Below are 24077 nucleotides of genomic sequence, written 5' to 3' on the forward strand. Positions count from 1 at the left end.
ACGTTTACGCTGATCACGTGAGTGCCACCGCCGCTGACTCCGCCGCGACCACGACTCCCACGCCCGAGGACTTCGCCTCGCTGTCCCCGCGCACCGGTGCCGAGCTGGCCCGCTACCCGGTGCACGACGGCGAGCACGTCCGCGCCGCCGTCCGTGACGCGGCCGGGGCGGCCGCCTGGTGGGGCGGCCTCGACTTCGCCGAGCGGCGCCGCCGCCTGGCCGCGTGGCGCAAGGTGCTGGTCGCCCAGCTCGACCGCGTCGCGCGGGTCGTGTCCGACGAGTCCGGCAAGCCCTTCGACGACGCCCGGCTCGAGGTCGTCCTGGCGATCGACCACCTGGACTGGGCCTCGGCCAACGCGAAGAAGGTGCTCGGGAAGCGGTCGGTGTCGCCGGGCCTGCTGATGGCGAACCAGGCCGCGTCGCTGCGCTACCGGCCGCTGGGCGTCGTCGGCGTCATCGGGCCGTGGAACTACCCGGTGTTCACGCCGATGGGCTCGATCGCCTACGCGCTCGCCGCCGGCAACACCGTGGTGTTCAAGCCGTCCGAGCTGACCCCCGGGGTCGGGCACGAGCTCGCCCGCACCCTCGCCGAGGCGATCCCGGAGGTCGGTCGCCACCCGCTGCTGACGGTCGTCACCGGGTACGGGGCGACCGGCGCCGAGCTGTGCCGCGCCCCGGGCATCGGCAAGATCGCCTTCACCGGGTCGGCAGCGACCGGGCGCAAGGTGATGGCCGCGTGTGCGGAGAACCTGGTGCCGGTGCTGATGGAGTGCGGCGGCAAGGACCCGCTGATCGTCGACGCCGACGCCGACCTGGACGCCGCCGCGGACGCCGCCGTCTGGGGCGGGATGTCCAACGCCGGCCAGACCTGCGTGGGCGTCGAGCGCGTCTACGTCGTCGAGTCGGTCGCCGGGCGCTTCCTGGAGAAGGTCCGCGCGACGGCGTCGAAGCTGCAGGTCGGCACGGCCGCGAACGAGGGCGACCTCGGGCCGATGACGATGCCGTCGCAGACCGGGACCGTGCGCCGGCACGTCACCGACGCGCTGGAGAAGGGCGGCCGGGCGATCGTCGGCGGCGCCGGCTCCGTGCCCGACGAGGGCGGCTCCATCTCGCCGGTCGTGATCGCCGACGTGCCGGAGGACTCGGTCGCCGTGACCGAGGAGACGTTCGGCCCGCTGCTGGTGGTGAACCGCGTCCCGGACGTCGACGAGGCGGTCCGCCGCGCCAACGCCACCGGCTACGGCCTCGGCGCGACCGTGTTCTCCGCGAAGCGCGGCGAGGAGATCGCCGAGCGGCTGCGGTGCGGGATGGTGTCGGTCAACGGCGTGATCGCGTTCGCCGGGATCCCGTCGCTGCCGTTCGGCGGGGTGGGGGAGTCCGGGTTCGGCCGGATCCACGGCGCCGACGGGCTGCGCGAGTTCACCCGCTCCCAGGCGATCGCCCGCGCACGGTTCCCGATGCCGATCGCGGTGACCAGCTTCAAGCGCACCGCGAAGACCATGCAGACGCTCACGTCGATCGTGAAGGCGCGGTACGGGCGCTGATGCGCCCGTGAGTGGAAAACACGGTCAGGGCCGTGTTTTCCACTCACGAGCCCGGAGGGCCTGACCCTGTGCTTCGGGGGTGGCCCTGGTCGCATGTTACCCACCGGTAGCACTCCCGGATGGCAGGATCGCGCGCAACGCGAGACAGAGACGTCGAACTGGGAGGTTCCAGCGTGGCACGCGAGATCCGGACGGTCGGTGTGGTCGGCCTCGGCACGATGGGTGCGGGGATCGTGGAGGTCTTCGCCCGCAACGGCCTCGAGGTGATCGCCGTCGAGGTCGACGCGGCCGCGGGGGAGCGCGGACGCGCCCACCTGGCCGCCTCCACCGGGCGCGCGATCGAGCGCGGGAAGCTCACCCAGGAGCAGGCCGACGAGCTGCTCGGGCGGATCACCGTCACGACGTCGCTCTCCGACCTGGCCCCCGCCCAGCTCGTCGTCGAGGCGATCCCGGAGAGCCTCGAGGCCAAGGCCGAGGTGTTCGCCGCGGTCGACGGCGTCGTCGGCGAGGACACGATCCTCTGCTCCAACACCTCGTCGCTGTCGGTGACCGAGCTGGCCGTGCGCACCAAGCGTCCCGGCAAGGTCGTCGGGATGCACTTCTTCAACCCGGCGCCGGTGCAGAAGCTGGTCGAGGTGGTGCGCACCGTCGTCACCGAGCCGGACGTGATCGAGGACGTGCAGGCGTTCGCCGACTCGCTCGGCAAGGTCCCGGTCGTGATCGGCGACCGCGCCGGCTTCATCGCGAACGCGCTGCTCTTCGGCTACCTCAACCACGCGGCGAAGATGTACGCCGAGCGCTACGCCAGCCGCGAGGACCTCGACGCCGGCATGCGCTACGGCTGCGGGTACCCGATGGGCCCGCTCGCCCTGCTCGACCTGATCGGCCTCGACACCGCCTACGAGATCCTCGAGACGATGTACCGGGAGTCGCGCAACCTGCTGCACGCGCCGAACCCGGTGTTCAAGCAGATGATCACCGCCGGGCTGCTGGGCCGGAAGGCCGGGCGCGGCTTCTACACCTACGAGGCGCCACACAGCTCGACCGTCGTCGCCGACGGTGAGACGCCGTCGTCGTCGGTCCCCGAGGACGTCACGCTGCGCGGGGTCGACCGGGTCGGCGTCGTCGGCACCGGCACCATGGCCTCGGGCATCGTCGAGGTGTTCGCCAAGGCCGGGTACGACGTCGTCGTCCGCGGGCGCAGCGAGTCCAAGGTCGACGGCTCGATCGCGCACGTGCGCAAGTCCCTGGACAAGGCGGTCGCCCGCGGCAAGCTGGAGGAGGCCGACCGCGACACGATCGTCGGCCGGATCACCGGCACCACGCAGCTGGAGGACATGGCCGACGTCGACCTCGTCGTCGAGGCCGTCGCCGAGGAGCTCGACGTCAAGCGGGCGATGTTCGGCGCGCTGGACGAGATCTGCAAGCCCGGCGCGATCCTCGCGACGACGACGTCGTCGCTGCCGGTCGTCGAGTGCGCCGCCGCCACCCAGCGGCCCGGCGACGTGATCGGCATGCACTTCTTCAACCCGGCACCGGTGATGAAGCTGGTGGAGGTCGTCTCGACGATCGGCACCTCGCGCGACGTCGCCGCGACCGTCCTGCAGGTGACCAAGAACCTGAAGAAGGTGCCGGTGAGCTGCGGCGACCGCGCCGGGTTCATCGTCAACGCGCTGCTGTTCCCGTACCTGAACGACGCGGTGAAGATGCTGGAGGCGCACTACGCGACCGCCGACGACATCGACGCCGCCATGAAGACCGGCTGTGCGCTCCCGATGGGCCCGTTCGAGCTGCTCGACGTGGTGGGCCTCGACGTCTCGCTGGCGATCGAGCGTTCGCTGTACTCGGAGTTCCGCCAGTCCGGGTTCGCCCCGGCGCCGCTGCTGGAGCACCTGGTGACCGCGGGGCGGCTCGGCCGCAAGACCGGGCACGGGTTCCGGGACTACACCGCACGCTGAGCGGCGGGCGGCGGAACACATCGTGGTGCGATCGGGGACGGTGCTGCTCAGCCCCGAGCGCCGCCGACGTGCTCGACGAACGCTCGCGCGGTGCGCCGGGCGACCTCGGCGGGGTCGGCGTCCCAGACCTGCTGGTTGAAGATCTCGACCTCGACGTCGCCGCGGTAGCCGGCCGCCTCGACGAGGTTCGCGATCGACCGGAAGTCGATGTGTCCGTCGCCCATCATCCCGCGTGCGAGCAGGGTGTCCGGCGGGAGTGGGGTGATCCAGTCGCACACCTGGAACGCGGCGATCCGGCCGGAGTTCCCCGCGCGCTCGACCTGGGCTGCCAGCTCCGGGTCCCACCACACGTGGAAGGTGTCGACGACCACGCCGACCCCCGGAACCGCCTCGGCGATGTCGAGGGCCTGGCCGAGCGTGGAGATCACTCCCCGGTCGGCGGCGTAGATCGGGTTCATGGGCTCGACGGCCAAGGTCACCCCGGCCGCGTCGGCATCAGGAGCCAGCTCGGCCACCGCGGCGGCGACCCGCTCCCGGGCACCGCCCAGGTCCCGGTCGCCTTCGGGCAACCCACCCGGCACGAGGACGAGGACCGCTGCCGACCCCTCGGCGCCCGCCGCGGCGAGCACGGCTGTCTCCTCGATCGCTCGGCGGTTGTCGTCGAGCGCGACCGTGCGCGCCGGTTCGTCGGCCGCGGTGACGAACCCGCCACGACACAGGCTGGAGACCCGCAGGCCCGACCGGGTCACCGCCTGCGCGGCGCGCTCGAGCCCCATCTCGTGCACCGGCTCGCGCCAGAGCCCGACCGCACCAATCCCGGCCTCGACGGCCACTTGCAGAGCCGTCTCCAGGTCGGCGTGGCGGACGGTGGCCTGGTTGAGCGACAGCGCGCCGGCGCCGATCACCGGGCGCCGCCGTCGACGGTGTGGTCGTCGATGCCGTGCGCGGCCAGCAACCGGGCCCACCGGTGGGCGGCGAGGCCGGGATCGGAGAGCGCGCCCGCCGAGTCGGCCAGCTCGACCAGGGTGGACAGGTGCGGCAGGCTGCGGGCCGCGTGCAGTCCGCCCACCATCGTGAACGCCGGCTGGTGGCCGTTCAGCCAGGCCAGGAACGCGATCCCGCTCTTGTAGTGCCAGGTCGGCGCGGCGAAGACGTGGCGGGCCAGGGGTTCGGTCGGTCCGAGGATCGCGCGGTAGTCGTGGGGCCGATCGTCGTCGAGTGCGGCGACGGCCGCGGCCGCGTTCGCCGGCATCGCGGCGAACGCGCCGAGCAGGGCGTCGGAGTGGTGTTCGCCGTCGCCCTCGATGAGGGAGACGTAGTTGTAGTCGTCGCCGGTGAACATCGTGACGTCGCGTGGCAGGCGGGCCCGCAGGGCGATCTCGTGGCCCGCGTCGAGCAGGCTCATCTTGATGCCCCGGACCTTCGAGACGTCGTCCTCGATGATCCGGAGGACCGTGTCGGAGCAGCGGGCGACATCGTCCGAGCCGAAGTAGCCGGCGAGGTGGGGGTCGAAGGCGGTTCCCAGCCAGTGCAGGACGACCGGGGCACCGGCCCGGGCGAGCACCTCCCGGTAGACCCGTTCGTGGTCCGCCGCCGATCGGGCCGCGCGGGCGAGGTGCCGGCTGGCCATCAGGACGACGCCCGCGCCGTGGTCCTCCGCGTGGTGCAGCTGCTCGATGTAGGCCCTGATCACCCCGTCGAGGCCGGGGTCGGGGTCGTCGACGTGGTCGGTGCCGACCCCGACCACCAGTTCGGCACCGGCTGATCGCGCCTCCGCCGCGCTGCGCGAGATCAGCTCGCGGGTGGCGGCCGGGTCCAGGCCCATGTTGCGCTGCGCGGTGTCCATCGCGTCGGCGACACCGAGTCCCCAGGACCACACGTGGTGGCGGAAGGCCAGCGTGGCGTCCCAGTCGATGTCCGCGGGGGCGCCCGGGCTGTTGTCGCCGGTCACCCGGGGGACCACGTGCGCGGCGGCGAACACCGTGCGGGACTGCAGTCCCCCGGAAGGCCGGGTGAGCTCGGGGGGAGGTGCGAGCTCGCGGCGTCCGGTGCGGCCGTCGGTCCCCAGGGTGAGGACGGTGCTCATGCGCGGGCCCGGTCCGGCGTGACCCGGGTGTCCGTACCGGCGTCGCCGGTGATCGTCGATGCCATCTCGAAGTCCTCCGTCGGGGGAGCGGGTCGGGTCGATGACGACCGTTCAGGGGGAACCCTGGCGATCAGAGAGATGCTGGTAATCGGTTACCCCTATCGGCACGGTAGGAGGTCTCGAAGTCGGCCGTCAAGAGAGGTCGTCCCTGGGCGATCTCGCGATCGGGCCTTGCGCGGGACGGATTGGAGTGCGTAGGTTGCCGAGTCGGTAACCGGTTACCCAACGGAGGGGCGATGCCAGCGACCACCGAGCGGGTACAGCTCGACATCAGTGACGCCGTCGCGACGATCACCCTGTCGAACCCGCCGTTGAACCCCCTGACCGGGGACATGCGCGAGTCACTGCGGGTGGTCGCCGAGCAGCTGCGGGAGCGGACCGATGTTCGCGCCGTCGTGCTCGCCTCGGACTCCGACCGGGCGTTCTCGGTCGGTTCGGACATCTCGACCTTTCCGCAGGACGTCGCGAGCGGGCATGCGGTGTCCGAGCACGAACACGCCGCGTACGCGGCGCTGGAGAGGCTGCCCCAACCCGTCGTCGCGGCTCTGCGGGGCCACACCGTCGGGGGCGGCCTGGAGCTGGCGCTGACCGCGGACATCCGCCTGGTGGAGGACGGCGGCGTGCTCGGTCTCCCCGAGGTGAGGATCGGCGTGTTCGCGTCCGGCGGAGGGACCCAGCGACTGCCCGGCGTGATCGGGGCCGGCCGCGCCGCCCTGATGCTCCTGACCGGTCGATCGATCGACGCGGCCACCGCCCTCGACTGGGGCCTGGTCTCCGAGATCGTGCCGGCCGGTGGTGTCGACGACGCCGCGCAGGCGCTGGCCCGGGAGATCGCCGCGTTGCCCCGGCGAGGGGTCCGGTCCACCAAGAGGTGCCTGCGCGAGGGCCTGACCCACGGCCGGGTGCGGGGCGAGGCCACGGAGGTCGAGGAGATCGCTGAGGTCTACGCCTCCGCGGATGCCCAGGAAGGCGCCCGGGCCTTCGTCGAGAAGCGCGCCCCGGTCTTCACCCACTCATGACCCCGAGGAGTACCACGATGAAGCAGGTCACCGCCTTGGAGGCGGTCAGCACGATCCCGTCGGGGGCCACGCTGGTGATCGGCGGGTCCGGCGGCGGGCACGCCGTGCCCGAGGCGCTGCTGGAGGCGCTCGAGGAGCGCTACCTGACGGCAGCCGAGCCCCGCGATCTGACCTCCGTCCACCCCGTGGGTATCGGGGACAAGGAATCGCGGGGCGCGCACCGGCTCCGCCACAAGGGACTGCTCCGGCGGGTGGTGTGCGGTACCACGGTCGACGCCCCGGGGATCGGCGAGGCGGCGGCGCGCGGCGAGCTGGAGCTCTTCACCGTCCCGCAGGGCTCGCTGTCGCAGCTCATGCGGGACTCCGCCGCACGGCGTCCCGGTCTCTTCACCGACGTCGGGGTCGGCACCTATGTCGATCCGCGTCTCGGCGGAGGGCGGCAGGGTGCTCCGGCGACGGACCCGCCGTCGGAGGCGGTGGAGATCGACGGCAAGCCCTACATCAGGTACCGCCCGGTCGCGCCGGACATCGCCCTGCTGCGGGGGTCCACCGTGGACGAGCTGGGCAACGTGTCCATGGAGGACGAGGCGTACTTCGGCGAGATGCTCTCGATGGCCCAGGCCACCCGCAACAACGGGGGCCGGGTGATCGTTCAGGTCGCCAGGGTCGTTCCCGCCGGGACCACCCCGCCGAAGTCGGTCAAGATCCCGTACTTCCTGGTCGACGACGCGGTGGTCGTCCCGGACCAGCCGACCACCTACAGCGCGCCGGACAACCGCGCCTTCGCCGGCGCCGAGCGGATCGATCTCACCGAGCTCCCGCCGCTGCCCACCGGCAGCCGCGGTCTCATCGCCCGCCGGGCCGCGCGCGAGCTGACCCCCGGCGCGGTCTGCAACCTCGGGTCCGGCATCTCGACCGGCGTCTCGATCGCGGCGGCGGAGACCGGTGTCCTGGACTCGGTCGTCCTGACCAACGAACAGGGCCTCAACGGCGGGTTGCCGATGAGCGGGCTCGACGCCGGCGCCGCGGTGAACTACGACGCGATGCTCGATCAGCCCTACCAGTTTGACTTCTACGACGGCGGCGGCCTCGACATCGCCTTCCTGTCCTTCGCCGAGGTCTCGCCCCGTGGCGACGTGAACATCAGCCGGTTCGGCGGGCGGATCGTCGGCGTCGGCGGTTTCGTCAACATCAGCCAGGGCGCGAGCACGGTCGTGTTCAGCGGCACGCTGACCGCGGGCGGACTCGACGTGCGGTGGGACCGGGCGGCCGGCGCCCTCACGATCGTGCAGGAGGGCCGTGCGCAGCGGTTCGTCGAGACCGTCGAGCAGATCTCCTTCAGCGGTCCACTGGCGCAGCGACGCGGCCAGCGGATCGTGTTCGTGACCGAGCGATGCGTGTTCGAGCTCGGGACCGGAGGCCTCGTGCTGACCGAGATCGCCCCCGGCGTCGACATCGAGCGGGACGTGGCCCCACAGGTCGGTTTCGCCCTCACCGTCGCCGACGACCTCCGCACGATGGACCCGGCCCTGTTCGACGCCTCGTTCTGAACCCGGGGGTCCCTCCCCGTCACCGCCACACATCCCACGAACTCCCACACAGGACAGAACTCCCACACAGGACAAAGGAGTCTCGACGTGCAGGACACGCAGGACCGCCCACCGGTCTCACCCGAACAGGAACGCCGGGTACTCGTCGCCGGCACCGTCGGCTCCGTCGTCGAGTGGTACGACTTCGGCCTCTACGGTGCGGCGTCGGCACTGGTCATCGGACCGCTGTTCTTCTCGGGCGACCTCTCGCCGGCCGCGGCGACCATGGCGTCGTTCGCGACGTTCGCGATCGGCTTCTTCGCCCGTCCGCTGGGCGGGCTGCTCATCGCCAACTTCGGTGACCGGCTCGGCCGCAAACCCGCCCTCGTCTTCACCCTGGTGCTGATGGGCGGCTCGACCTTCCTGATGGGCTGCCTCCCCACCTACGAACAGATCGGGTTGTGGGCACCGGCGCTCCTGGTCATGTTGCGCCTGCTCCAGGGCGCCGGTGCCGGCGCCGAACTCGCGGGCACGATGACGATGATCTCGGAGACGATCCGGCCCTCCCGGCTCGGATTCGGGACGGCCATGCCCAACGCCGCGACGGCGATCGGGTCCGCACTGGGCATCGTCGCGTTCCTCGTCGTCGCGCTGCTCCCCGGCGACGTCCTCCTCACCTGGGGCTGGCGCGTCCCGTTCTGGCTGAGCGCGGTGATCCTCGCGGTCGCCTACTTCATCCGGCACCGGGTCGAGGAGACACCGGAGTTCGTCGACGCGCGCCGTCGTGTCGACGAGGCGGACCACCGCAAGGTCCCCATGTGGGAGCTGTTCCGTGAGCACCGCGGCGCGGTGCTGCTCGGTTTCGGTGCGATGGTCGGCCACCAGGCCATGTCCTACATCACCACCACCTTCGCCCTGACCTACATCCGCGACGACCTCGGGATGCCGCAGACGCTCGCGCTCTCGGCGTCGCTGACCGCCTCGGTCGTCGGCGCACTGCTCGGGGTCGGCGGCGGGATCCTCACCGACCGGCTCGGGGCGACCCGCGTGTTCACTCTCGGCGCGTCCTACTGCCTGCTGATGTCGTTCCCGCTGTTCCTGCTGCTCGGAACGACCGTCCCCGGGCTGATCGTGCTGGCGCTGGTGGCGACCTACTCGGTGTCGTTCGGTCTCATGGCCGGCGCGCAGGGGCTCTACCTCGTCGGGCTCTTCCCGGCCGAGGTGCGGTTCTCCGGTGTGGCGACCTGTCGCGAGCTCGCCGGCACCCTCATCGGCGGACCCGCCCCGTTGATCGCTGCGGCGCTCGTCGCCGCCGCCGGAGGCGCCCCGTGGTTGTGCGCGCTGTTCCTCGCGGCCTGCTGTGCGGTGTCGGTGGCCTGCCTGTTGCTGGGCCGGGGCTACAGCGCACGCCGCAACGCTTCCCACGTGGTCGGTGACCGCGCCGACACGAGAGCGGAGACCGCATGAGCAGCCCCTTCCGGCTCGACGACGAGGTCGTCCTGCTGACCGGTTCCACCGGCGGGCTGGGGCGTGCGATGGCGCACGCACTCGCCGGCGCCGGGGCCCGGGTCGCGCTCAACCACCTCGACGACACCGGACGCGCCGAGGCCCTCGCTGCCGAGCTGACGGACCGGCACGGCACCGAGGTGGTCGTCGCAGGTGGGGACGTCAGTCGGCCGGACCGCATCGACGCCGTGCTCGACCGCACGGAGGAGCGGCTCGGCCGCTGCACGGTGCTCGTCAACAATGCGGGGACGATGGAGGCCGCGCCGTTCCTGGAGATGACGCGCGAGCACTGGGACCACACTCTGCTGCACGACCTGACCGCTCCGATGCTCGTCGCCCAGCGCTTCGCCCGCCGGGCGCGGGGCCACGGCCGCATCGTCAACGTGTCGTCCCAGCTCGCTTTCAAGGGCGCCCGCGAGTTCGCGTCGTACACCGCGGCGAAGGCCGGGGTCGTGGGACTCACCCGCGCGCTCGCGCGGGAACTCGGACCGGGTGTGCGGGTCAACGCGATCGCGCCCGGACCCGTGCTGACCCCGCTGATCAGCGACCTCGCCGAGGACCCCGCCTGGGTCGAGGAACGGACGGCCGGTGCCGTGACCGGAACCATCGCCACCCCCGAGGAGCTCGCCCCCGTCGTGGTGTTCCTCGCCGCGGCCGCCTCCGAGCTCATGCACGGCCAGGTCCTGCACGTCAACGGTGGCGGGGTGATGATGTGACGCCATAGGGTCGTAGCGGTGACATCCGTGTCCCGCTCCCGCAGGCCGACGGTCCGAGACGTCGCCTCGGAGGCCGGGGTGTCGGTCGCGTCCGTCTCCCGGGTGCTCGCCGGAGCCGCCAAGCCGGTCTCGGAGCCCACGCGGCGCAAGGTCCTCGATGCGGCCGACCTGCTCGGCTACTCGGTGAACGCCGTGGCTCGCAGCCTCGCGACGGGCAGGACCGGCACGGTCGGCCTGATCGTGCCGGACCTCGGGAACCAGTACTTCACCACGGTCGCCCAGTCGATCGTGCACGCCGCTCGTGAGGACGGCTTCGAGGTGCTCGTCGGGGACTCGCTGAACGCCTCGGACGCCGAGCCGGACCTCGCGCGCCGGGCGATGTACCGCACCGACGGACTCATCATGTGCAGTCCGCGATCGGACACCGAGGAACTCGGTGACCTCACCACCGACGGGACGCCGATGGTGATGGTCAACCGGCGTGTCCCGGCCGCACCCGCGCTGTCGACGGTCTACACCGACGTCCTGGGTGCCACCCGGGCTCTGGTGGAGCACCTCGTCGCGGGCGGGCACACCTCGATCGCGTTCGTCGGGGCGAGCATCGCCAGCGAGCACGCCCAGGCACGCTGGCGGCTCATCGAGGAGCTGGCGGTCACGGCCGGGCTGCGCGCCTGGCAGGCCCCGTTGGAGACCGACGGGCCGGACCCCGACCGGACGATGCGCCCGCTCCTCGCGGCGGGCTGCACCGGGATCCTCGCCTTCAACGACCTGCAGGCCGCGGCCGTGCTGCGGGTGCTCGCCGACATCGGTGTCAGGGTGCCGGACGACGTGTCGGTGGTCGGTTTCGACGACACCCCACTGGCCCGCTGGCTCCAGCCCAGGCTGACCACGGCGAGCATGCACGAACGAGAGGTGGGTCGCGCGGCCTGGCGCGCGATGCACGCACTGCTCATCGACCCCGGCGACGTCTCCCACGTGGAGTTCACCGCCGAGGTCGTCCTGCGCGACTCGGTCGCCCCGGCCCCGGCCGGAGTCACCGGCCGCGCGCCGGCCCCCACAGAGAGGGGGCACCCGACGACAAGGAGCTGACATGGAACGCGAGCTGAGCTGGAACGACCTCACCGTCGGCCGGGAGTTCACGACCCGGACCCGGACCATCACCGAGACCGACGTGGTGCAGTTCGCGGGTTCGACCTGGGACACCTCGCCCATGCACGTCGATCACGAGTTCGCGCACCGGTCCTCGTTCGGCCGCCCCATCGCGCACGGGCTGCTCGTCCTGTCCTACGCGCACGGCCTGATGTTCGGCTCGGAGCTGCTGGGGCGCAACGCCATCGCGTTCATGGGGGTCGCCGACTGGCGGTTCCGGGCCCCGGTCGGGTTCGGCGACACGATCCATGTCGAGTTCTCGGTGTCGGAGCGCCGGCCCCGGCGCAGCGTCCCGGGCCAGGGACTCGTCACGTTCGACGTGCGGGTGGTCGACCAGAACGGCGTCGTGGTCCAGTCCGGGCACAAGACGCTGCTGCTGCACACGGACTGACCCGTTCCTGCGGCCGCGGACCTCGGCGGGCGGTACCTCACGACCCGTCGGCCCACCGTCCGGCCGCCGTCGGCCCGGTGCAGTGGGTCAGGGCACCGTCGTGGCGCGCGAGCCGCAACCGTCACACTGGTCGCATGGCCCGCGGTCGTTCGAGACGGCCCCGCCCCACGGAGAGGGGGCGGGGCCGTCCCGTCGCGCCGCCACTCGGCAGCGGCATGATCACGTCGCGGGAGAGCGGCCGCGACGGCGAGTGGAACGTCCGCCGGGTGCCCGGCGGGTCGTCGGTGAAGAACTACCGGTGCCCGGGCTGCGACCAGCTCCTGCCGTCGGGCACCCCGCACGTGGTCGCGTGGCCCGCCGACGACCCCGGTGGGGTCGAGGACCGCAGGCACTGGCACCTGCCGTGCTGGAACGCGCGGGACCGGCGTCGTCCGGGGTTCCGCCGGTACTGACCGTCCCGCGGTCCCTCAGCGGGAGCGGGCCGCGTGCTTGGTGTGGCCGTTGGCCCCGGCCCGGGGCGACGGCGAGGGCCGCGGCGCCGTGGGCTCCTGTCCCGTCTCCGCGGCGGTGGCCTCCGGCTGCTCCGGGACGTCGGCGAGGGACGGGCCCGCGTCCAGGTCCCCGGCCTGGGTCTCGATCAGGGTCCGCGCCGAGTGCAGCTGCTCGGTCACCCGGCTGCGCAGCTCGGTGAGCTCCTCGACCCGGCGACGGGCACGGCCGGTGGTCTCCTCGGCGTCCCGGCGGGCGTCCGACCGGATCCGCTCACCCTCGGCGTGGGACTGCTCGAGCGCCTGGCGGATCTCCTCGTCGGTCTCCGCGCGACGCCGTCGGATCTCATCGGACAGGGCGTCCCGCTCCGCGAACAGCGACGTCAGTGCCTCGGCACGGCGCTGGTCCATCGCGATCCGGAAGTCGTGCTCGACCTGCTCGCGGACCTCGTGGGCCTCGGTGTCGGCGCGGGAGATCCGCTCGGTGACGGTCCGCTCCTGCTCGCCGAGCTCCCGCTCGGTGTTCTGCCGCTGCTCGGCCAGCGACCGCTCCGTGGTGGACGTCAGCTCCGCGAGCTCGGCCTCGGTGCGCTCCTTCAGCTCGGCGAGCTCGCGCTCGACCCGGGCCTGCTTGTCGTCGAGCTCGCGGTCCCGCTGCTCGGCCTTCCGGTCCAGTTCGGCCCGGCGCGCCTCGGCGTCGGCGGTGATCTGCTCGGCCCGGGACCGGGCGTCGGTGAGGACCCGGTGGGCGTGGTCGTCGGCCTGCTGACGCTGGTCGGCGATCTCCCGGTCCGCCTTGGCGTGCATCTCGGTGACCTCGTCCTCGGCTAGCCGGAGCATCGACCGCAGCCGCTCGCTCATGCCCTGCACGCTCTGCGGCGGGCCGGCGAGCCGGTTGACCTGCTGCTGCATCGCCTCGGTACGGGTGCGCGCGTCGTCCAGCTCGCGGCTCAACCGGGTGTTCTGGGAGACCGAGGCGTCACGATCGGCGGCCAGCATCCGCACCTCGGCGTCGAGCCGGCGCAGGTGGCTGTCGACCTGCGCCTGGTCGTAGCCCCGGCGCGCGATCGAGAAACCGGTCCGGGGTACGGGCACATCGTGGTCACCGGCCATGCCCGTCACCGTACCGTCGCCCACGTTGCACGGTCGTGAGTTCGACGGCCGCACGTCACCATGTTCACCCCGGTATGGACGTGGGGCCCGTCCGTATGGCACGGACGGGCCCCACGCCCTTCGAGAGGGGATGTGTCAGACGCCGCGGAAGCGGTTGATGCCGTCGAGGTGACGCTCCCGCTTCTCCTGGTCGGCCACGCCCAGGCCCTCCTCGGGGGCCAGCGCGAGCACGCCGACCTTGCCCTGGTGCGTGTTCTGGTGGACGTCGAAGGCCGCCTGGCCGGTCTCGGCCAGCGGGTACACCCGGGACAGCGTCGGGTGGATCATGCCCTTCGAGATCAGCCGGTTGGCCTCGAACGCCTCGCGGTAGTTCGCGAAGTGCGAGCCGACGATCCGCTTGAGGTTCATCCACAGGTACCGGTTGTCGAACTCGTGCATGTAGCCCGAGGTCGAGGCACAGGTGACGATCTGACCGCCCTTGCGGGTGACGTAGACCGAGGCGCCGAAGGTCTCCCGCCCGGGGTGCTCGAACACGATGTCCGGGTCCTCACCGCCGGTCAGCTCGCGGATCTTCGCGCCGAGGCGCTTCCACTCCTTCGGGTCCTGGGTCTGCGGGTCCTTCCAGAACTTGTAGCCCTCGGCGTTGCGGTCGATCACCAGCTCGGCGCCCATGTCCCGGCAGATCTGGGCCTTCTCCTCGGAGGAGACGACGCAGACCGGGGTGGCGCCGCCGTTCAGCGCGAACTGGGTGGCGTAGGAGCCGAGGCCGCCGGACGCGCCCCAGATCAGGACGACGTCGCCCTGCTTCATGTCGGCGCCGTTCTTCGACACCAGCTGGCGGTAGGCGGTGGAGTTGACCAGGCCCGGGGACGCGGCCTCCTCCCAGGTGAGGTGGTCGGGCTTCGGCATGAGCTGGTTCGACTTCACCAGCGCCAGCTCGGCGAGGCCGCCGAAGTTGGTCTCGAAGCCCCAGATCCGCTGCTCCGGGTCCATCATCGTGTCGGAGTGCCCGTCGGGGCTCTCCAGCTCGACGGACAGGCAGTGCGCGACGACCTGGTCGCCGGCCTTCCAGCTGTTGACGCCCGGCCCGGTGCGCACGACGACGCCGGCCAGGTCGGACCCGACCACGTGGTACGGCAGGTCGTGGCGCGCGGTCAGCGGGGAGAGCTTCCCGTAGCGCTTCAGGAAGCTGAACGTCGAGACCGGCTCGAAGATCGACGTCCAGACGGTGTTGTAGTTGATGGCGCTGGCCATGACCGCCACCAGCGCCTCGCCCGGCCCCAGCTCGGGGACCGGCACGTCCTCGAGCCGCAGGCTCTTGCGCGGGTCCTTCTCCTTGGTGGGCAGGCCCTCGAACATGTCGGCGTCCTCGGCCCGGACGGTGACGCCCTGGTAGGACTCGGGCACCTCCAGGCCACCGACGTCGGCGAACTGCCCGGCGAGGATGGCGTCGCGGATGTCCTTCACTGCTGGCCTCCGATGGCGACGTTGCTAGGGGAATGGCCCGGGCGCGTACGCCCGGCTTTGCTTGGGATACCGCAAGTTACTGCGTAGTATGTTAACCGTTACGGCCCGGTGGTGGTGATACCCGACGACGGCTTCGTGAGCGAGGCCACCGGACGCCCGTACTGTCCTTCGGGACGGGGGTCCCCGCCCGATCGGTGCGGGTCAGTGCCCGTCCGCGGCCGGTTCGACCAGCTCGACCAGCACGCCGCCGGCGTCCTTCGGGTGCACGAAGTTGACCTTCGAGTCGGACGTGCCCCGGCGCGGCTCGTCGTAGAGCAGGCGCAGGCCCTTGGCACGCAGCGCGTCCGCCGCGGCGGCGACGTCGGTGACCCGGTAGGCGACCTGCTGCAGGCCCGGGCCGTTGCGGTCGATGAACTTCGCGATCGTCGAGTTCTCGTCCAGCGGCGCGAGCAGCTGGACCTTGGTGGCGCCGCTCGCCTCGCCGGGAGCGCCCAGCATGGCCTCACGCACGCCCTGCTCGGTGTTGGTCTCCTCGTGCACGGAGACGAGCCCCAGGTTCTCGGCGTACCAGCGGATCGCCTCGTCCAGGTCCGGCACGGCGATACCCACGTGGTCCACGGCCACGACCAGCGGCGACAGAGCATCCTCGGTTGTCGTCATGGGGGCAGAAGGTACCTTGACTACTCGCGAGTAGGGGTGTGTGCCACTGGTCACCCCCACCGTTCGGTGCGTCCGCGTCGCCGGACGGCGTGGGTATGGTGGCCGCCCGCCCACCTGCCAACGAAGCTTGCTGGAGGACCCGTGTCCGGAACCGTGATCGTCAGCGGCGCGCGTACGCCGATGGGCCGTCTGCTCGGCTCGCTGAAGGGGTTCTCCGGGGCCCAGCTCGGCGGTATCGCCATCAAGGCCGCGCTCGAGCGCGCGGGAGTCGCGCCGGAGCAGGTCGACTACACGATCATGGGACAGGTGCTGACGGCCGGTGCCGGCCAGATCCCCGCCCGCCAGGCCGCCGTCGCGGCCGGCATCCCGATGGACGTGCCCGCGCTGACCATCAACAAGGTCTGCCTCTCCGGTGCCGACGCGATCGCGCTCGCCGACCAGCTCATCCGCGCCGGTGAGTTCGACGTCGTCGTCGCCGGTGGCCAGGAGTCGATGACCCAGGCGCCGCACCTGCTCACCAAGTCCCGCGAGGGCACCAAGTTCGGTGACGCGACGCTCACCGACCACATGTCGTACGACGGCCTGTTCTGCGCCTTCGACCAGGTCGCGATGGGCGCCTCGACCGAGAAGTACAACGAGCGCTACGGCCTCACCCGCGAGGAGCAGGACGCCTTCTCCGCCCGCTCCCACCAGAACGCGGCCCGTGCCGCCACCGACGGCACGTTCGAGCAGGAGATCACGCCGGTCGAGATCCCGCAGCGCAAGGGCGACCCGGTCGTCTTCGCCACCGACGAGGGCGTGCGCGGCGACACGACCGCCGAGAGCCTGGGCAAGCTGCGTCCGGCCTTCGCCGCCGACGGCACCATCACGGCCGGGTCGGCCTCGCAGATCTCCGACGGCGCCGCCGCGGTGGTCGTCATGAGCAAGGCCAAGGCTGAGGAGCTCGGTCTGGAGTGGATCGCCGAGATCGGGGCGCACGGCGTCGTCGCCGGCCCGGACGCCTCGCTGCACGAGCAGCCCGCGAACGCGATCGCCAAGGCCTGCGAGAAGGAGGGCATCCAGCCCGCCGACCTCGACCTCGTCGAGATCAACGAGGCCTTCGCCGCGGTCGGGATCGTCTCCGCCCGCAAGCTCGGCATCGACGAGAGCAAGGTCAACGTCGACGGCGGCGCCATCGCACTCGGCCACCCGATCGGCATGTCCGGCGCCCGGATCGCGCTGCACCTCGCCCTCGCGCTCAAGGCGCGTGGCGGCGGTGTCGGTGCGGCCGCCCTCTGCGGCGGTGGCGGCCAGGGCGACGCGCTGATCGTCCGCGTGCCGAAGTCCTGATCCCGGTGTGAGTCGTCGGCCCCCGCCGCGGCGGGGGCCGACGCGCATCCGGGGCCGCACCGACGAGGAGGACGACGACCGTGGCCGGACCCCCGGACCCCCACGAGCTGGTGGAGCGCGCGCGACGCGGCGAGCAGCTCGCCGTCGCCCGGTTGATCTCGATGGTCGAGAACGCCGGCCGGCAGCTCCGTGAGGTGTCGGCGGCGCTCACCCCCTACACCGGACGGGCGCACGTCGTCGGTCTGACCGGGTCGCCGGGCGTCGGCAAGTCGACCTCGACGTCGGCCCTGGTCACCGAGCTGCGGGCGCGTGACCGGAAGGTCGGGGTGCTGGCGGTGGACCCGTCGTCGCCGTTCAGCGGCGGTGCGCTGCTGGGGGACCGGGTCCGGATGGGCGAGCACGCCGGCGACGACGGCGTGTTCATCCGGTCCATGGCCACCCGCGGGCACCTCGGCGGCCTGTCGTGGGCGACGCCGCAGGCGCTGCGCGTGCTCGACGCCGCCGGGTGCGACGTGGTCCTCGTGGAGACGGTCGGCGTCGGGCAGTCCGAGGTGGAGATCGTCGGGGCGGCGGACAGCACCGTCGTGCTGCTCGCACCGGGCATGGGGGACGGGATCCAGGCAGCGAAGGCGGGGATCCTCGAGATCGGCGACGTCTTCGTCGTGAACAAGGCCGACCGGGACGGTGCCCGGCGGACCGTGCGCGAGCTGCGGAACATGCTCCACCTGCGGGAGGACGGAGGCGCCGACGCCTGGGCGCCCCCGGTGCTGTCCACCGTCGCCTCGCGCGCCGAGGGGATCGACGCCCTCGCCGACGCCCTCGACGAACACCTCACCTGGTCCGAGAAGTCGGGCGAGCGGGAGCGGCGCCGCAGGTACCGGGCCCGCCGTGAGATCGAGGCGATCGGGATGGAGCAGGTGCGGGCCCGCATGGAGCGGGTGCGCGGCGGCGCCGCCCTCGACGCACTGACCGACCGGGTCCTGGCCGGCGAGCTCGACCCGTGGGCCGCCGCCGACGAGCTGCTGGACCGGTCGGACTGACCCGCGCTCCGGCCCCCGCCGCCGGTCATCGGCCGAGCGCCGCGAGCCGGGCGAGGGTGCGCGCCGACCCGGCACGCAGGGCGAGCAGGCGGGCGCGGGACGCGGCCGCCGCGGCGTCGCCGCCGTGCCCGGTCCGATCGGCGTCGACAGCCTCGCGCAGCGCCTCCTCCGCCCGGGCCCGGACCGACGGCCCGTCCCCGTCGTGTGCGGGCTCGATCGCGATCGGTACCGGCGGCGCGTGCACGTCGATCCCGGCGGTCCGGGCCCGGTGGCCGGTCGTCGTGGACAGTTCCTGCCGGAGGACGTCCCGGCCGCGGTCGGCGAGCCCGACGAGGTCGTCGCGCCCGGCCCGCCGGGCCGCGTCGGCGGCCACGGCGTAGGCCCGCCACGCGAGGTCCGGCGCGTCCCGGTCGCGTTCCTGGTCCGCGGCGAGCAGCGCGGCACCGGCGAGCAGGGCGGCGAGCCGGACGGCCGTCGCAGGATCGGTGCAGTGCGCCAGCAGGTCGCCGAGCTGCTCGACCTGGGCCGACGTCGCGGCGTGGGCGGCCGCGGTGCCGAGCCGGTGGTCGAGTGCCGCCGTCGCGCGGAGCTGGTCGTGCAGCAGGTCGAGGCCGTGCTCGTCGACCGCCTCCGCCCGCGCGAGCGCGGCCCGGAGCCGGTCGGCACCGCCCGCGTCGCCCGCCGGCGTCGCGGGCTCGAGCCCCAGGTCCGTGGCGGTGCTCGCGTAGAGCTCGGCGAGCAGTGCGCGGTGCTCGGGGGCGGGCGTCGCGTGCCCGTTCTCCCAGCGGGACAGCTGGGTCTTGAGGCTGCCGGGCCGCGCGGCGCCGGCGCCGTGACGGGACGCCAGCGCGGCCAGCCGGCCCGCCGCCTCGGACTGGGACCACCCGCGGCCCTGCCGGGCCGCGCGCAGCAGGGAGCGGGGCGCGGCGGCCGCCGCTGCGGCGTCGTCGGTGTCCACGGAGCCGATCCTGTCGGTGGTCCGTCGTACTGTCAACGCCGTTGCCGCAACACCTCGTCAACACCTCGTCACCAGTGTTCGGAGCGTGCTCGATGGATCTGATCGACTACCTCGGCTGCGTCGCCCTGTCCGGGGCCTGCGGTGCCGTGGCCGGCTGGACGACGGTGCGGCGGATGCTGCGCCCACGGACCCCGCCACGTGGCACGGTGATGCGGGACTGGCCGGGGCGCGGCCACTTCGTGCCGCCGGTCGGGCGGCCGCGGCGGCGCCGGCGCAGGCGGGACCGGTGAGCGGCCGGTCGCGGGTCCTAGTCGAAGTCGCCGGCCGAGCGGCGCACGGTGCGCAGCAGTGCGGTCAGCTGCTCCTTCTCGGCGTCGTCCAGGCCGGTGAGTCCGAAGTCGATCGAGGTGACCGCCCCGGTTGCCTTCGCGAGCCGGTCGCGGCCGTCCGGGGTGAGTTCGACGAGCGTGGCCCGCCGGTCGGTCGGGTGCGGCAGCCGCCGGACGAGCCCGTCGCCCTGCAACCGGTCGACGATGTTGGTGACGCTGGTCGGGTGCAGCTGCAGCCGCTCACCCATCACCCGCATCGGCAGGCTGCCGCGCCGGGCGAAGTCGAGGAGCACGAGCGCCTCGTAGCGGGCGAAGGTGAGACCGAGCGGTTTCAGGGCACCGTCCACCTGGGACAGGAGGATCTGCTGCACCCGCATCACGCTCGTGACCGTGGCCATCGTGCGCGACGGGCCGACCCGGTCCTCCCACAGGTCGGCGGCGCGCTGGATCGGGTCGAAGGGGAGCGACCCGTGTGCTGCCATGTCCCGACGCTAGCAAGTCGTACCGGCCGGTACGCGGCCCGCGCGGTCCCGCGCGCCCGGGCGGCACCCGATCGGCGTGGCAGTGTGGCTCCATGCTCTTCGCGTTCAGCATCGGGCCCTCCGGATCCGACTCGGGCGACGGCAGCGTCGGCGCCGCCGTCGCCGAGGCGGTCCGGGTGGTCCGTGACTCGGGTCTGCCCAACGAGACGACCTCGATGTTCACCACGATCGAGTCCGAGACCTGGGACGAGGGGATGGCGGTGGTCAAGCGCGCCGTCGAGGCGGTCGCCGCCGTGTCCCCGCGGGTCAGCCTGGTCCTCAAGGCCGACATCCGGCCCGGTCACGAGGGGCAGCTGCAGGCCAAGGTGGAGCGGGTCGAGGAACACCTGCGGAAGGGCGGGGGGTGACCGCGGGAGGTCCGGCCCGGGTGGTGCTGGTGCACGGCGCCTGGCACCGGGGTTCGTCGTGGGAACCGGTCGCGGGGGACCTGGAGCGCGCGGGGATCCCGGTGTCCGCACCGGACCTGCCGGACACCCGGGGCGCGGGGCACGCCGAGCAGGTCGCCGCGGTGCTCGCGGCCGCCGGGCCGGACGGGGCGCACTCCGCGGAGGCGGCGGAGGCGGGTTCCGGCTCCGGGGGCGCCGTGGAGCCGGTCGTGCTCGTGGGGCACTCGCTGGGTGGCCTGGTCGCGCCGGTCGTCGCGGACCGGCTCGGGCCCGCGCGGGTCCGGGCGCTCGTCCTGGTCGGGGCGCTCGTCCCGGAGCCGGGGCGGGCGTACCGGGACCGGCTGCGTGCGGAGCGGGACCTGATGGTCGCCGGCTACGACGCGGGGGTGTGCCGCGGGGAGGGGCGGGTGACGTACTGGCCGGACGCGGAGACGGTCGCGGCCGGGCTCTACCGCGGTGTCGCCGACGAGCTGCACGAGCTCGCCGGTGCGACGGAGCCGTCGGTGTCACCGGGAGGTTCGGTGTCGCCGGGAGGTTCGGTGTCGCCGGGCGGGGCGGGCTCGGTGGAGACGGTGCCGGGTCCGAAGGCCGTCGTCGCGGCGGCGGCCGCGGAGATGCGTCCGCAGGACTGGACGCTGCTCGCCGAGCCGTGTCCCCTCACCGCCTGGCCGCGGGTGCGGACCCTGTCGGTGGTCTGCACCGGGGACCGCGTCGTCGATCCGGTGGCGGGCCGGCGGGAGGCGGCCCGGATCGGTGCGGAGGTCGTCGAGCTGCCCGGTGGGCACTTCCCGATGCTCACCCGCACGGGCGAGCTGACGGCGCTGCTCGCCGGTCTGGCGACGGGCGCCACGGCGGCCGCAGCCGGCACCTGAGCCCGGCCGGGACCTGAGCCCGGCCGGGACCTGAGCCCGGCCGGCACCGGAGCTCGGCCGGCACCGGTGCCCGGAACGACGACGGCCGGTGGCGGGAGTCCCCGCCACCGGCCGTCGTCGGATCCGGACCCTGGTCAGCCCGCGATGTAGCTCGTGAAGGTGTAGACGCCCACCAGGATGGACACGAAGCCGAGGGCCATGCCGAACTGGCCGAGCTTCGCGGTGGCCGGCTGGCGGAAGGCCAGGAAGCCGAGGATCAGGCCCGCGGCTCCCAGGATCCACGCGGCGATCGGCACCGGCAGCAGCCCGGCGATCACGCCGAGGGCGCCCAGCGCCAGCGACACGTAGGCGAGGGCCGGCTTGGCAGTGGTCTGGACGTTGCTCATCTTCGGATTCCTCCGTCGCTCACCGGCCGTGCGGGCCGGCGTCTCACTCGTCGTCTCGGGGTGTCGCACCGCGGGCGGCGACGCGGCCGCGCCGCACCCCAACGGTCACGCAGGGTAACCGTTGGTGCCCTGCACCGTGTTCAACGAGTGGCCGGGGCCGGTGATGCTCCGCCGGTCCGGTGATCGTCGACTCGCGCGGGCCCCGGCCCACCGGTGCCGCACCGCCTCCCGCGGGCGGGGCGCGTCACGTCCGGACCGTGCGCGTGCCAGGATGGACGGCGTGTCACGCCCAGATCCTCGTCAGGCGGCCCAGCAGGCGGCGATGTCCTCGGCCATGGCCGGAGCGGTCGACCTCTCCGGTCTGAAGGCGCGGGCCGATGCGGCCGGCCGGCAGCCCGGACCCGACGGTGCCCCGGGCGCCGCGCCCGCGGGCGGCGGTGCCGGCGGTCCCTACGTCGTCGAGGCGACCGAGCAGGGCTTCCAGGACGAGATCCTCGAGCCGTCGCTGCAGATCCCGGTCGTCGTCGAGCTGTGGGCGAGCCGGTACCCGCGCGAGGAGCAGCTCTCCTCCGAGCTCGAGCGGCTCGCGTCGACCGGTGGCGGCGCCTGGATGCTCGCCCGGGTCGACATCGACACCCAGCCGCGGATCGCCCAGGCCTTCCGCGTGCAGCAGGTCCCGATGCTGGTGGTGCTCGTCGGCGGGCAGCCGGTGGACGCCGTCAACGGTGCCGTGCCCGACGACCGCGCCGCCGAGTGGGTCAGCTCGCTGCTCGACGCGCTGCGCGACCGGATGCCGGCGATCGCGGAGGGCGAGGCCCGCGCCGCGTCCGCCGAGGGTGCCGAGGAGCCCGCGGAGGAGCCGGAGGACCCGCGCTTCACCGCCGCCGAGGACGCCGTCGAGCAGGGCGACTACGCGGCCGCGGAGGCCGCCTACCAGTCGATCCTGGACGCCGAGCCGGCGAACGAGCAGGCGAAGGCCGCGCTCGCGCAGGTGAAGTTCCTGGCCCGGGCCGAGCAGGCCGACCCGTCCGCGATCGAGCGCGCCGACGCGAACCCCGACGACGTCGACGCCCAGATCGCGGCGGCGGACGCCGAGATGGCCGCCGACAGCGTCGAGAGCGCCTTCACCCGGCTGGTGGCTGTCGTGTCCCGCACCGCGGGCGACGACCGGGACCGGGCCCGCGGTCACCTCGTCGGGCTGTTCGAGCTGTTCCCGTCCGACGACCAGCGGGTCGCCACGGCGCGCCGGGCACTCGCCCGCGCGCTCTTCTGAACCGGTAGGGCCGGGTGGCCCGGCTGAACCGGGCCGTCCGGGCGGGCGCACCCGTCGTCGTCGTGGCGGCGCTGGTGACGGCGGTCCTGCTGTTCGCGTTCGGGCAGCCGCCGCTGCTCCGCTGGATCGCGTCGCCCGACGTGCCCGGGATGCACGTCGACTTCGACACCTTCTGGCGTTCGGCGCACGCACTGGTGGAGCAGGGCCCGGGCAGCGCCGCGATCTACCGGACCGATGCGCGGCTGCACAATCTGAACCCGCCGCTGCTGTCGGTGCTGCTGGCACCGCTCGGGCTGCTCGACCCCGTCACCGGGTACCGGATCCTGACCGCGCTGTCGGTGCTCCTCGTCGCCGGCTCCGTGCTGCTGGTGTGCCGGGAGCTGCGGCTCGGCCGCACCTGGACGCTCGCCGCCACCGCCGCGGTGCTCGCGTCGTCCCCGCTGCACGGGAGCCTCCTGCTCGGGCAGATCTACCCGTTGCTGCTGGCCGGGCTGGTCGCGGGCTGGCTCGCCGAGCGGCGCGGGCACCCGCTGCTGGCCGCCGTCTGCTTCGGCGTGACGGTCGCGGTGAAGCCGTCGCTCGCCCCGGTGCTGCTGCTCGCCGGGGTGCAACGCCGGTGGGCGCCGTTCGCCGCGGGGATCGGGGCCGCCGCGGTCGCGTCACTGACCGGGGTGGCCGTCGCGGGGTGGCCGACGGCGTTCCAGTGGCTCGCCACCGCGCTCACCGAACCGGTCGGCCCGACGCCGGACAACGCGTCGCTGCCCGGCCAGGCGCTGCGCTGGGGACTGCCCCCGGTGATCGGGACGGTCGCCGGCGCGCTCCTGCTCGCCGGCACGCTCGTCCACCTCGCGCGCCGCACCCGCCGGGTGGGCGGCCCCGGCCCCGCGGGCACGGACCCGGCCGGGACCGCACCGTTCGCCGTCCTCGCCACCGGCCTGCTCATGGCGCCGATCTCGTGGCACAACTACCTGCTGCTGCTCGTCCCCGGCCTGCTCGTCCTGGTCGCGAGCGGGCGGCCGGGGGACACCCGTCGCCGGGTCGTCGCGGCCGTCCTCGCGGTCGCGGTCGTCCCGGTGAGCTGGGCCGACCTGTGGAGCGACGGCTCCTGGGCGACGCCGCTGGGGCGGGCGCTGTACACCGTCGTCCTGCTCGTGACCTGGTGGGCGCTGCTCCGGCCGGCCCGCGGAGAGCTCCCGACTCCACCAGCGAGTTTCCGCCCTGCGGAAGCCGGCACCCGCGCTCCGGCCTAGCCCGGCACACTCCCCGCCACCGTCGG

General features: G+C 73.3%; 24 protein-coding genes. 16 read left to right on the forward strand and 8 right to left on the reverse strand.

Going from position 1 to position 24077, the window contains the following annotated elements; translation table 11 throughout:
- Positions 1-17 precede the first annotated feature (17 nt).
- Together PP1_RS22375 and PP1_RS22380 are read left to right on the forward strand one after the other, a co-directional pair.
- Positions 18-1544, forward strand: coding sequence for an aldehyde dehydrogenase family protein (locus PP1_RS22375; protein WP_075314659.1), 1527 nt, complete (start codon positions 18-20; stop codon positions 1542-1544).
- Positions 1545-1717: 173 nt separating this feature from the next.
- Positions 1718-3502: a 3-hydroxyacyl-CoA dehydrogenase family protein gene (locus tag PP1_RS22380; RefSeq protein ID WP_010230034.1), complete on the forward strand. Its 1785-nt coding sequence runs from the start codon at positions 1718-1720 to the stop codon at positions 3500-3502.
- Between the two features lie 47 nt (positions 3503-3549).
- Here the strand turns inward: PP1_RS22380 and PP1_RS22385 are convergent, their stop codons facing one another.
- Together PP1_RS22385 and PP1_RS22390 are read right to left on the reverse strand one after the other, a co-directional pair.
- A complete protein-coding gene (locus PP1_RS22385; RefSeq protein WP_010230033.1) occupies positions 3550-4407 on the reverse strand; it encodes a sugar phosphate isomerase/epimerase family protein in 858 nt (285 codons plus the stop codon).
- Positions 4404-5588: a dihydrodipicolinate synthase family protein gene (locus PP1_RS22390; RefSeq protein WP_010230032.1), complete on the reverse strand. Its 1185-nt coding sequence runs from the start codon at positions 5586-5588 to the stop codon at positions 4404-4406. The genes PP1_RS22385 and PP1_RS22390 overlap by 4 nt, the downstream gene beginning before the upstream one ends.
- Positions 5589-5884: 296 nt before the next feature.
- On the opposite strand from PP1_RS22390, the gene PP1_RS22395 reads away from it, so the two are divergent.
- From PP1_RS22395 to PP1_RS22425, 7 genes are all read left to right on the forward strand, one after another.
- Positions 5885-6667: an enoyl-CoA hydratase/isomerase family protein gene (locus PP1_RS22395; RefSeq protein ID WP_010230031.1), complete on the forward strand. Its 783-nt coding sequence runs from the start codon at positions 5885-5887 to the stop codon at positions 6665-6667.
- A gap of 17 nt (positions 6668-6684) precedes the next feature.
- The gene (locus PP1_RS22400; RefSeq protein ID WP_010230029.1) at positions 6685-8217 is read left to right on the forward strand and encodes an acyl CoA:acetate/3-ketoacid CoA transferase; all 1533 of its coding nucleotides are present in this window, start codon (positions 6685-6687) and stop codon (positions 8215-8217) included.
- Between the two features lie 87 nt (positions 8218-8304).
- A complete protein-coding gene (locus PP1_RS22405) occupies positions 8305-9663 on the forward strand; it encodes an MFS transporter (RefSeq protein ID WP_010230028.1) in 1359 nt (452 codons plus the stop codon).
- A complete protein-coding gene (locus tag PP1_RS22410; RefSeq protein ID WP_010230025.1) occupies positions 9660-10418 on the forward strand; it encodes an SDR family NAD(P)-dependent oxidoreductase in 759 nt (252 codons plus the stop codon). The genes PP1_RS22405 and PP1_RS22410 overlap by 4 nt, the downstream gene beginning before the upstream one ends.
- 18 nt (positions 10419-10436) lie before the next feature.
- Positions 10437-11507: a LacI family DNA-binding transcriptional regulator gene (locus tag PP1_RS22415; RefSeq protein ID WP_083697223.1), complete on the forward strand. Its 1071-nt coding sequence runs from the start codon at positions 10437-10439 to the stop codon at positions 11505-11507.
- Between the two features lies 1 nt (position 11508).
- Positions 11509-11958, forward strand: a complete 450-nt coding sequence (locus PP1_RS22420; protein WP_010230017.1) for a MaoC/PaaZ C-terminal domain-containing protein — start codon at positions 11509-11511, stop codon at positions 11956-11958.
- 215 nt (positions 11959-12173) lie between these two features.
- Positions 12174-12410 (forward strand): hypothetical protein, encoded by a 237-nt coding sequence (locus tag PP1_RS22425; protein ID WP_010230015.1) that lies wholly within the window; start codon positions 12174-12176, stop codon positions 12408-12410.
- Positions 12411-12425: 15 nt separating this feature from the next.
- Here the strand turns inward: PP1_RS22425 and PP1_RS22430 are convergent, their stop codons facing one another.
- The 3 genes from PP1_RS22430 to mce all read right to left on the reverse strand — a co-directional run bounded on the left by PP1_RS22430 (position 12426) and on the right by mce (position 15686).
- Positions 12426-13559 carry a hypothetical protein gene (locus tag PP1_RS22430; RefSeq protein WP_139323951.1) on the reverse strand — a complete coding sequence of 378 codons (1134 nt, stop codon included), beginning with the start codon at positions 13557-13559 and terminating at the stop codon, positions 12426-12428.
- Positions 13560-13694: 135 nt separating this feature from the next.
- Positions 13695-15026: a crotonyl-CoA carboxylase/reductase gene (gene ccrA, locus PP1_RS22435; RefSeq protein ID WP_010230010.1), complete on the reverse strand. Its 1332-nt coding sequence runs from the start codon at positions 15024-15026 to the stop codon at positions 13695-13697.
- Positions 15027-15227: 201 nt separating this feature from the next.
- On the reverse strand, positions 15228-15686 hold the full coding sequence (gene mce / locus PP1_RS22440) for a methylmalonyl-CoA epimerase (protein ID WP_029239527.1): 459 nt from the start codon (positions 15684-15686) through the stop codon (positions 15228-15230).
- Positions 15687-15827: 141 nt separating this feature from the next.
- On the opposite strand from mce, the gene PP1_RS22445 reads away from it, so the two are divergent.
- Both PP1_RS22445 and meaB read left to right on the forward strand, forming a co-directional pair.
- The gene (locus PP1_RS22445; RefSeq protein WP_010230004.1) at positions 15828-17015 is read left to right on the forward strand and encodes an acetyl-CoA C-acetyltransferase; all 1188 of its coding nucleotides are present in this window, start codon (positions 15828-15830) and stop codon (positions 17013-17015) included.
- A gap of 80 nt (positions 17016-17095) precedes the next feature.
- Positions 17096-18055, forward strand: a complete 960-nt coding sequence (gene meaB / locus PP1_RS22450; RefSeq protein ID WP_010230000.1) for a methylmalonyl Co-A mutase-associated GTPase MeaB — start codon at positions 17096-17098, stop codon at positions 18053-18055.
- Positions 18056-18080: 25 nt separating this feature from the next.
- Here the strand turns inward: meaB and PP1_RS22455 are convergent, their stop codons facing one another.
- A complete protein-coding gene (locus PP1_RS22455; RefSeq protein ID WP_075314657.1) occupies positions 18081-19013 on the reverse strand; it encodes a helix-turn-helix domain-containing protein in 933 nt (310 codons plus the stop codon).
- A gap of 92 nt (positions 19014-19105) precedes the next feature.
- On the opposite strand from PP1_RS22455, the gene PP1_RS22460 reads away from it, so the two are divergent.
- Complete coding sequence (locus PP1_RS22460) at positions 19106-19303, forward strand: hypothetical protein (RefSeq protein ID WP_010238547.1); 198 nt, start codon at positions 19106-19108, stop codon at positions 19301-19303.
- Positions 19304-19320: 17 nt separating this feature from the next.
- On the opposite strand, the gene PP1_RS22465 is transcribed toward PP1_RS22460, so the two are convergent.
- A complete protein-coding gene (locus PP1_RS22465; protein ID WP_010238550.1) occupies positions 19321-19824 on the reverse strand; it encodes a MarR family winged helix-turn-helix transcriptional regulator in 504 nt (167 codons plus the stop codon).
- Between the two features lie 92 nt (positions 19825-19916).
- Here PP1_RS22465 and PP1_RS22470 point away from each other — a divergent pair, with 92 nt between their 5' ends.
- Both PP1_RS22470 and PP1_RS22475 read left to right on the forward strand, forming a co-directional pair.
- Entirely contained in the window at positions 19917-20231 is a 315-nt protein-coding gene (locus tag PP1_RS22470) for a thiamine-binding protein (RefSeq protein WP_075314655.1), read from the forward strand.
- A complete protein-coding gene (locus PP1_RS22475) occupies positions 20228-21142 on the forward strand; it encodes a lipase family alpha/beta hydrolase (RefSeq protein WP_075314653.1) in 915 nt (304 codons plus the stop codon). The genes PP1_RS22470 and PP1_RS22475 overlap by 4 nt, the downstream gene beginning before the upstream one ends.
- Before the next feature lie 134 nt (positions 21143-21276).
- Here PP1_RS22475 and PP1_RS22480 read toward each other — a convergent pair whose 3' ends face one another.
- On the reverse strand, positions 21277-21528 hold the full coding sequence (locus PP1_RS22480) for a hypothetical protein (RefSeq protein ID WP_010232644.1): 252 nt from the start codon (positions 21526-21528) through the stop codon (positions 21277-21279).
- Positions 21529-21808: 280 nt separating this feature from the next.
- Between PP1_RS22480 and PP1_RS22485 the strand changes: the two genes are divergently transcribed.
- A complete protein-coding gene (locus tag PP1_RS22485) occupies positions 21809-22801 on the forward strand; it encodes a tetratricopeptide repeat protein (protein WP_249266044.1) in 993 nt (330 codons plus the stop codon).
- A 14-nt stretch (positions 22802-22815) separates the two neighbouring features.
- Positions 22816-24051, forward strand: a complete 1236-nt coding sequence (locus PP1_RS22490; protein WP_010232012.1) for a glycosyltransferase family 87 protein — start codon at positions 22816-22818, stop codon at positions 24049-24051.
- Positions 24052-24077: the final 26 nt, after the last annotated feature.

It is taken from the genome of Pseudonocardia sp. P1 (assembly GCF_000178675.2).
GTDB lineage: Bacteria > Actinomycetota > Actinomycetes > Mycobacteriales > Pseudonocardiaceae > Pseudonocardia.

Coding starts and splice junctions, on each gene's coding strand:
- PP1_RS22420 (WP_010230017.1), top strand. CDS start 11,509: ATGGAACGCGAGCTGAGCTGGAACGACCTCACCGTCGGCCGGGAGTTC.
- mce (WP_029239527.1), bottom strand. CDS start 15,686: ATGACGACAACCGAGGATGCTCTGTCGCCGCTGGTCGTGGCCGTGGAC.
- PP1_RS22465 (WP_010238550.1), bottom strand. CDS start 19,824: ATGGCAGCACACGGGTCGCTCCCCTTCGACCCGATCCAGCGCGCCGCC.
- PP1_RS22410 (WP_010230025.1), top strand. CDS start 9,660: ATGAGCAGCCCCTTCCGGCTCGACGACGAGGTCGTCCTGCTGACCGGT.
- PP1_RS22470 (WP_075314655.1), top strand. CDS start 19,917: ATGCTCTTCGCGTTCAGCATCGGGCCCTCCGGATCCGACTCGGGCGAC.
- PP1_RS22390 (WP_010230032.1), bottom strand. CDS start 5,588: ATGAGCACCGTCCTCACCCTGGGGACCGACGGCCGCACCGGACGCCGC.
- PP1_RS22400 (WP_010230029.1), top strand. CDS start 6,685: ATGAAGCAGGTCACCGCCTTGGAGGCGGTCAGCACGATCCCGTCGGGG.
- PP1_RS22460 (WP_010238547.1), top strand. CDS start 19,106: ATGGATCTGATCGACTACCTCGGCTGCGTCGCCCTGTCCGGGGCCTGC.
- PP1_RS22430 (WP_139323951.1), bottom strand. CDS start 13,559: ATGGCCGGTGACCACGATGTGCCCGTACCCCGGACCGGTTTCTCGATC.
- PP1_RS22425 (WP_010230015.1), top strand. CDS start 12,174: ATGATCACGTCGCGGGAGAGCGGCCGCGACGGCGAGTGGAACGTCCGC.
- PP1_RS22395 (WP_010230031.1), top strand. CDS start 5,885: ATGCCAGCGACCACCGAGCGGGTACAGCTCGACATCAGTGACGCCGTC.
- PP1_RS22480 (WP_010232644.1), bottom strand. CDS start 21,528: ATGAGCAACGTCCAGACCACTGCCAAGCCGGCCCTCGCCTACGTGTCG.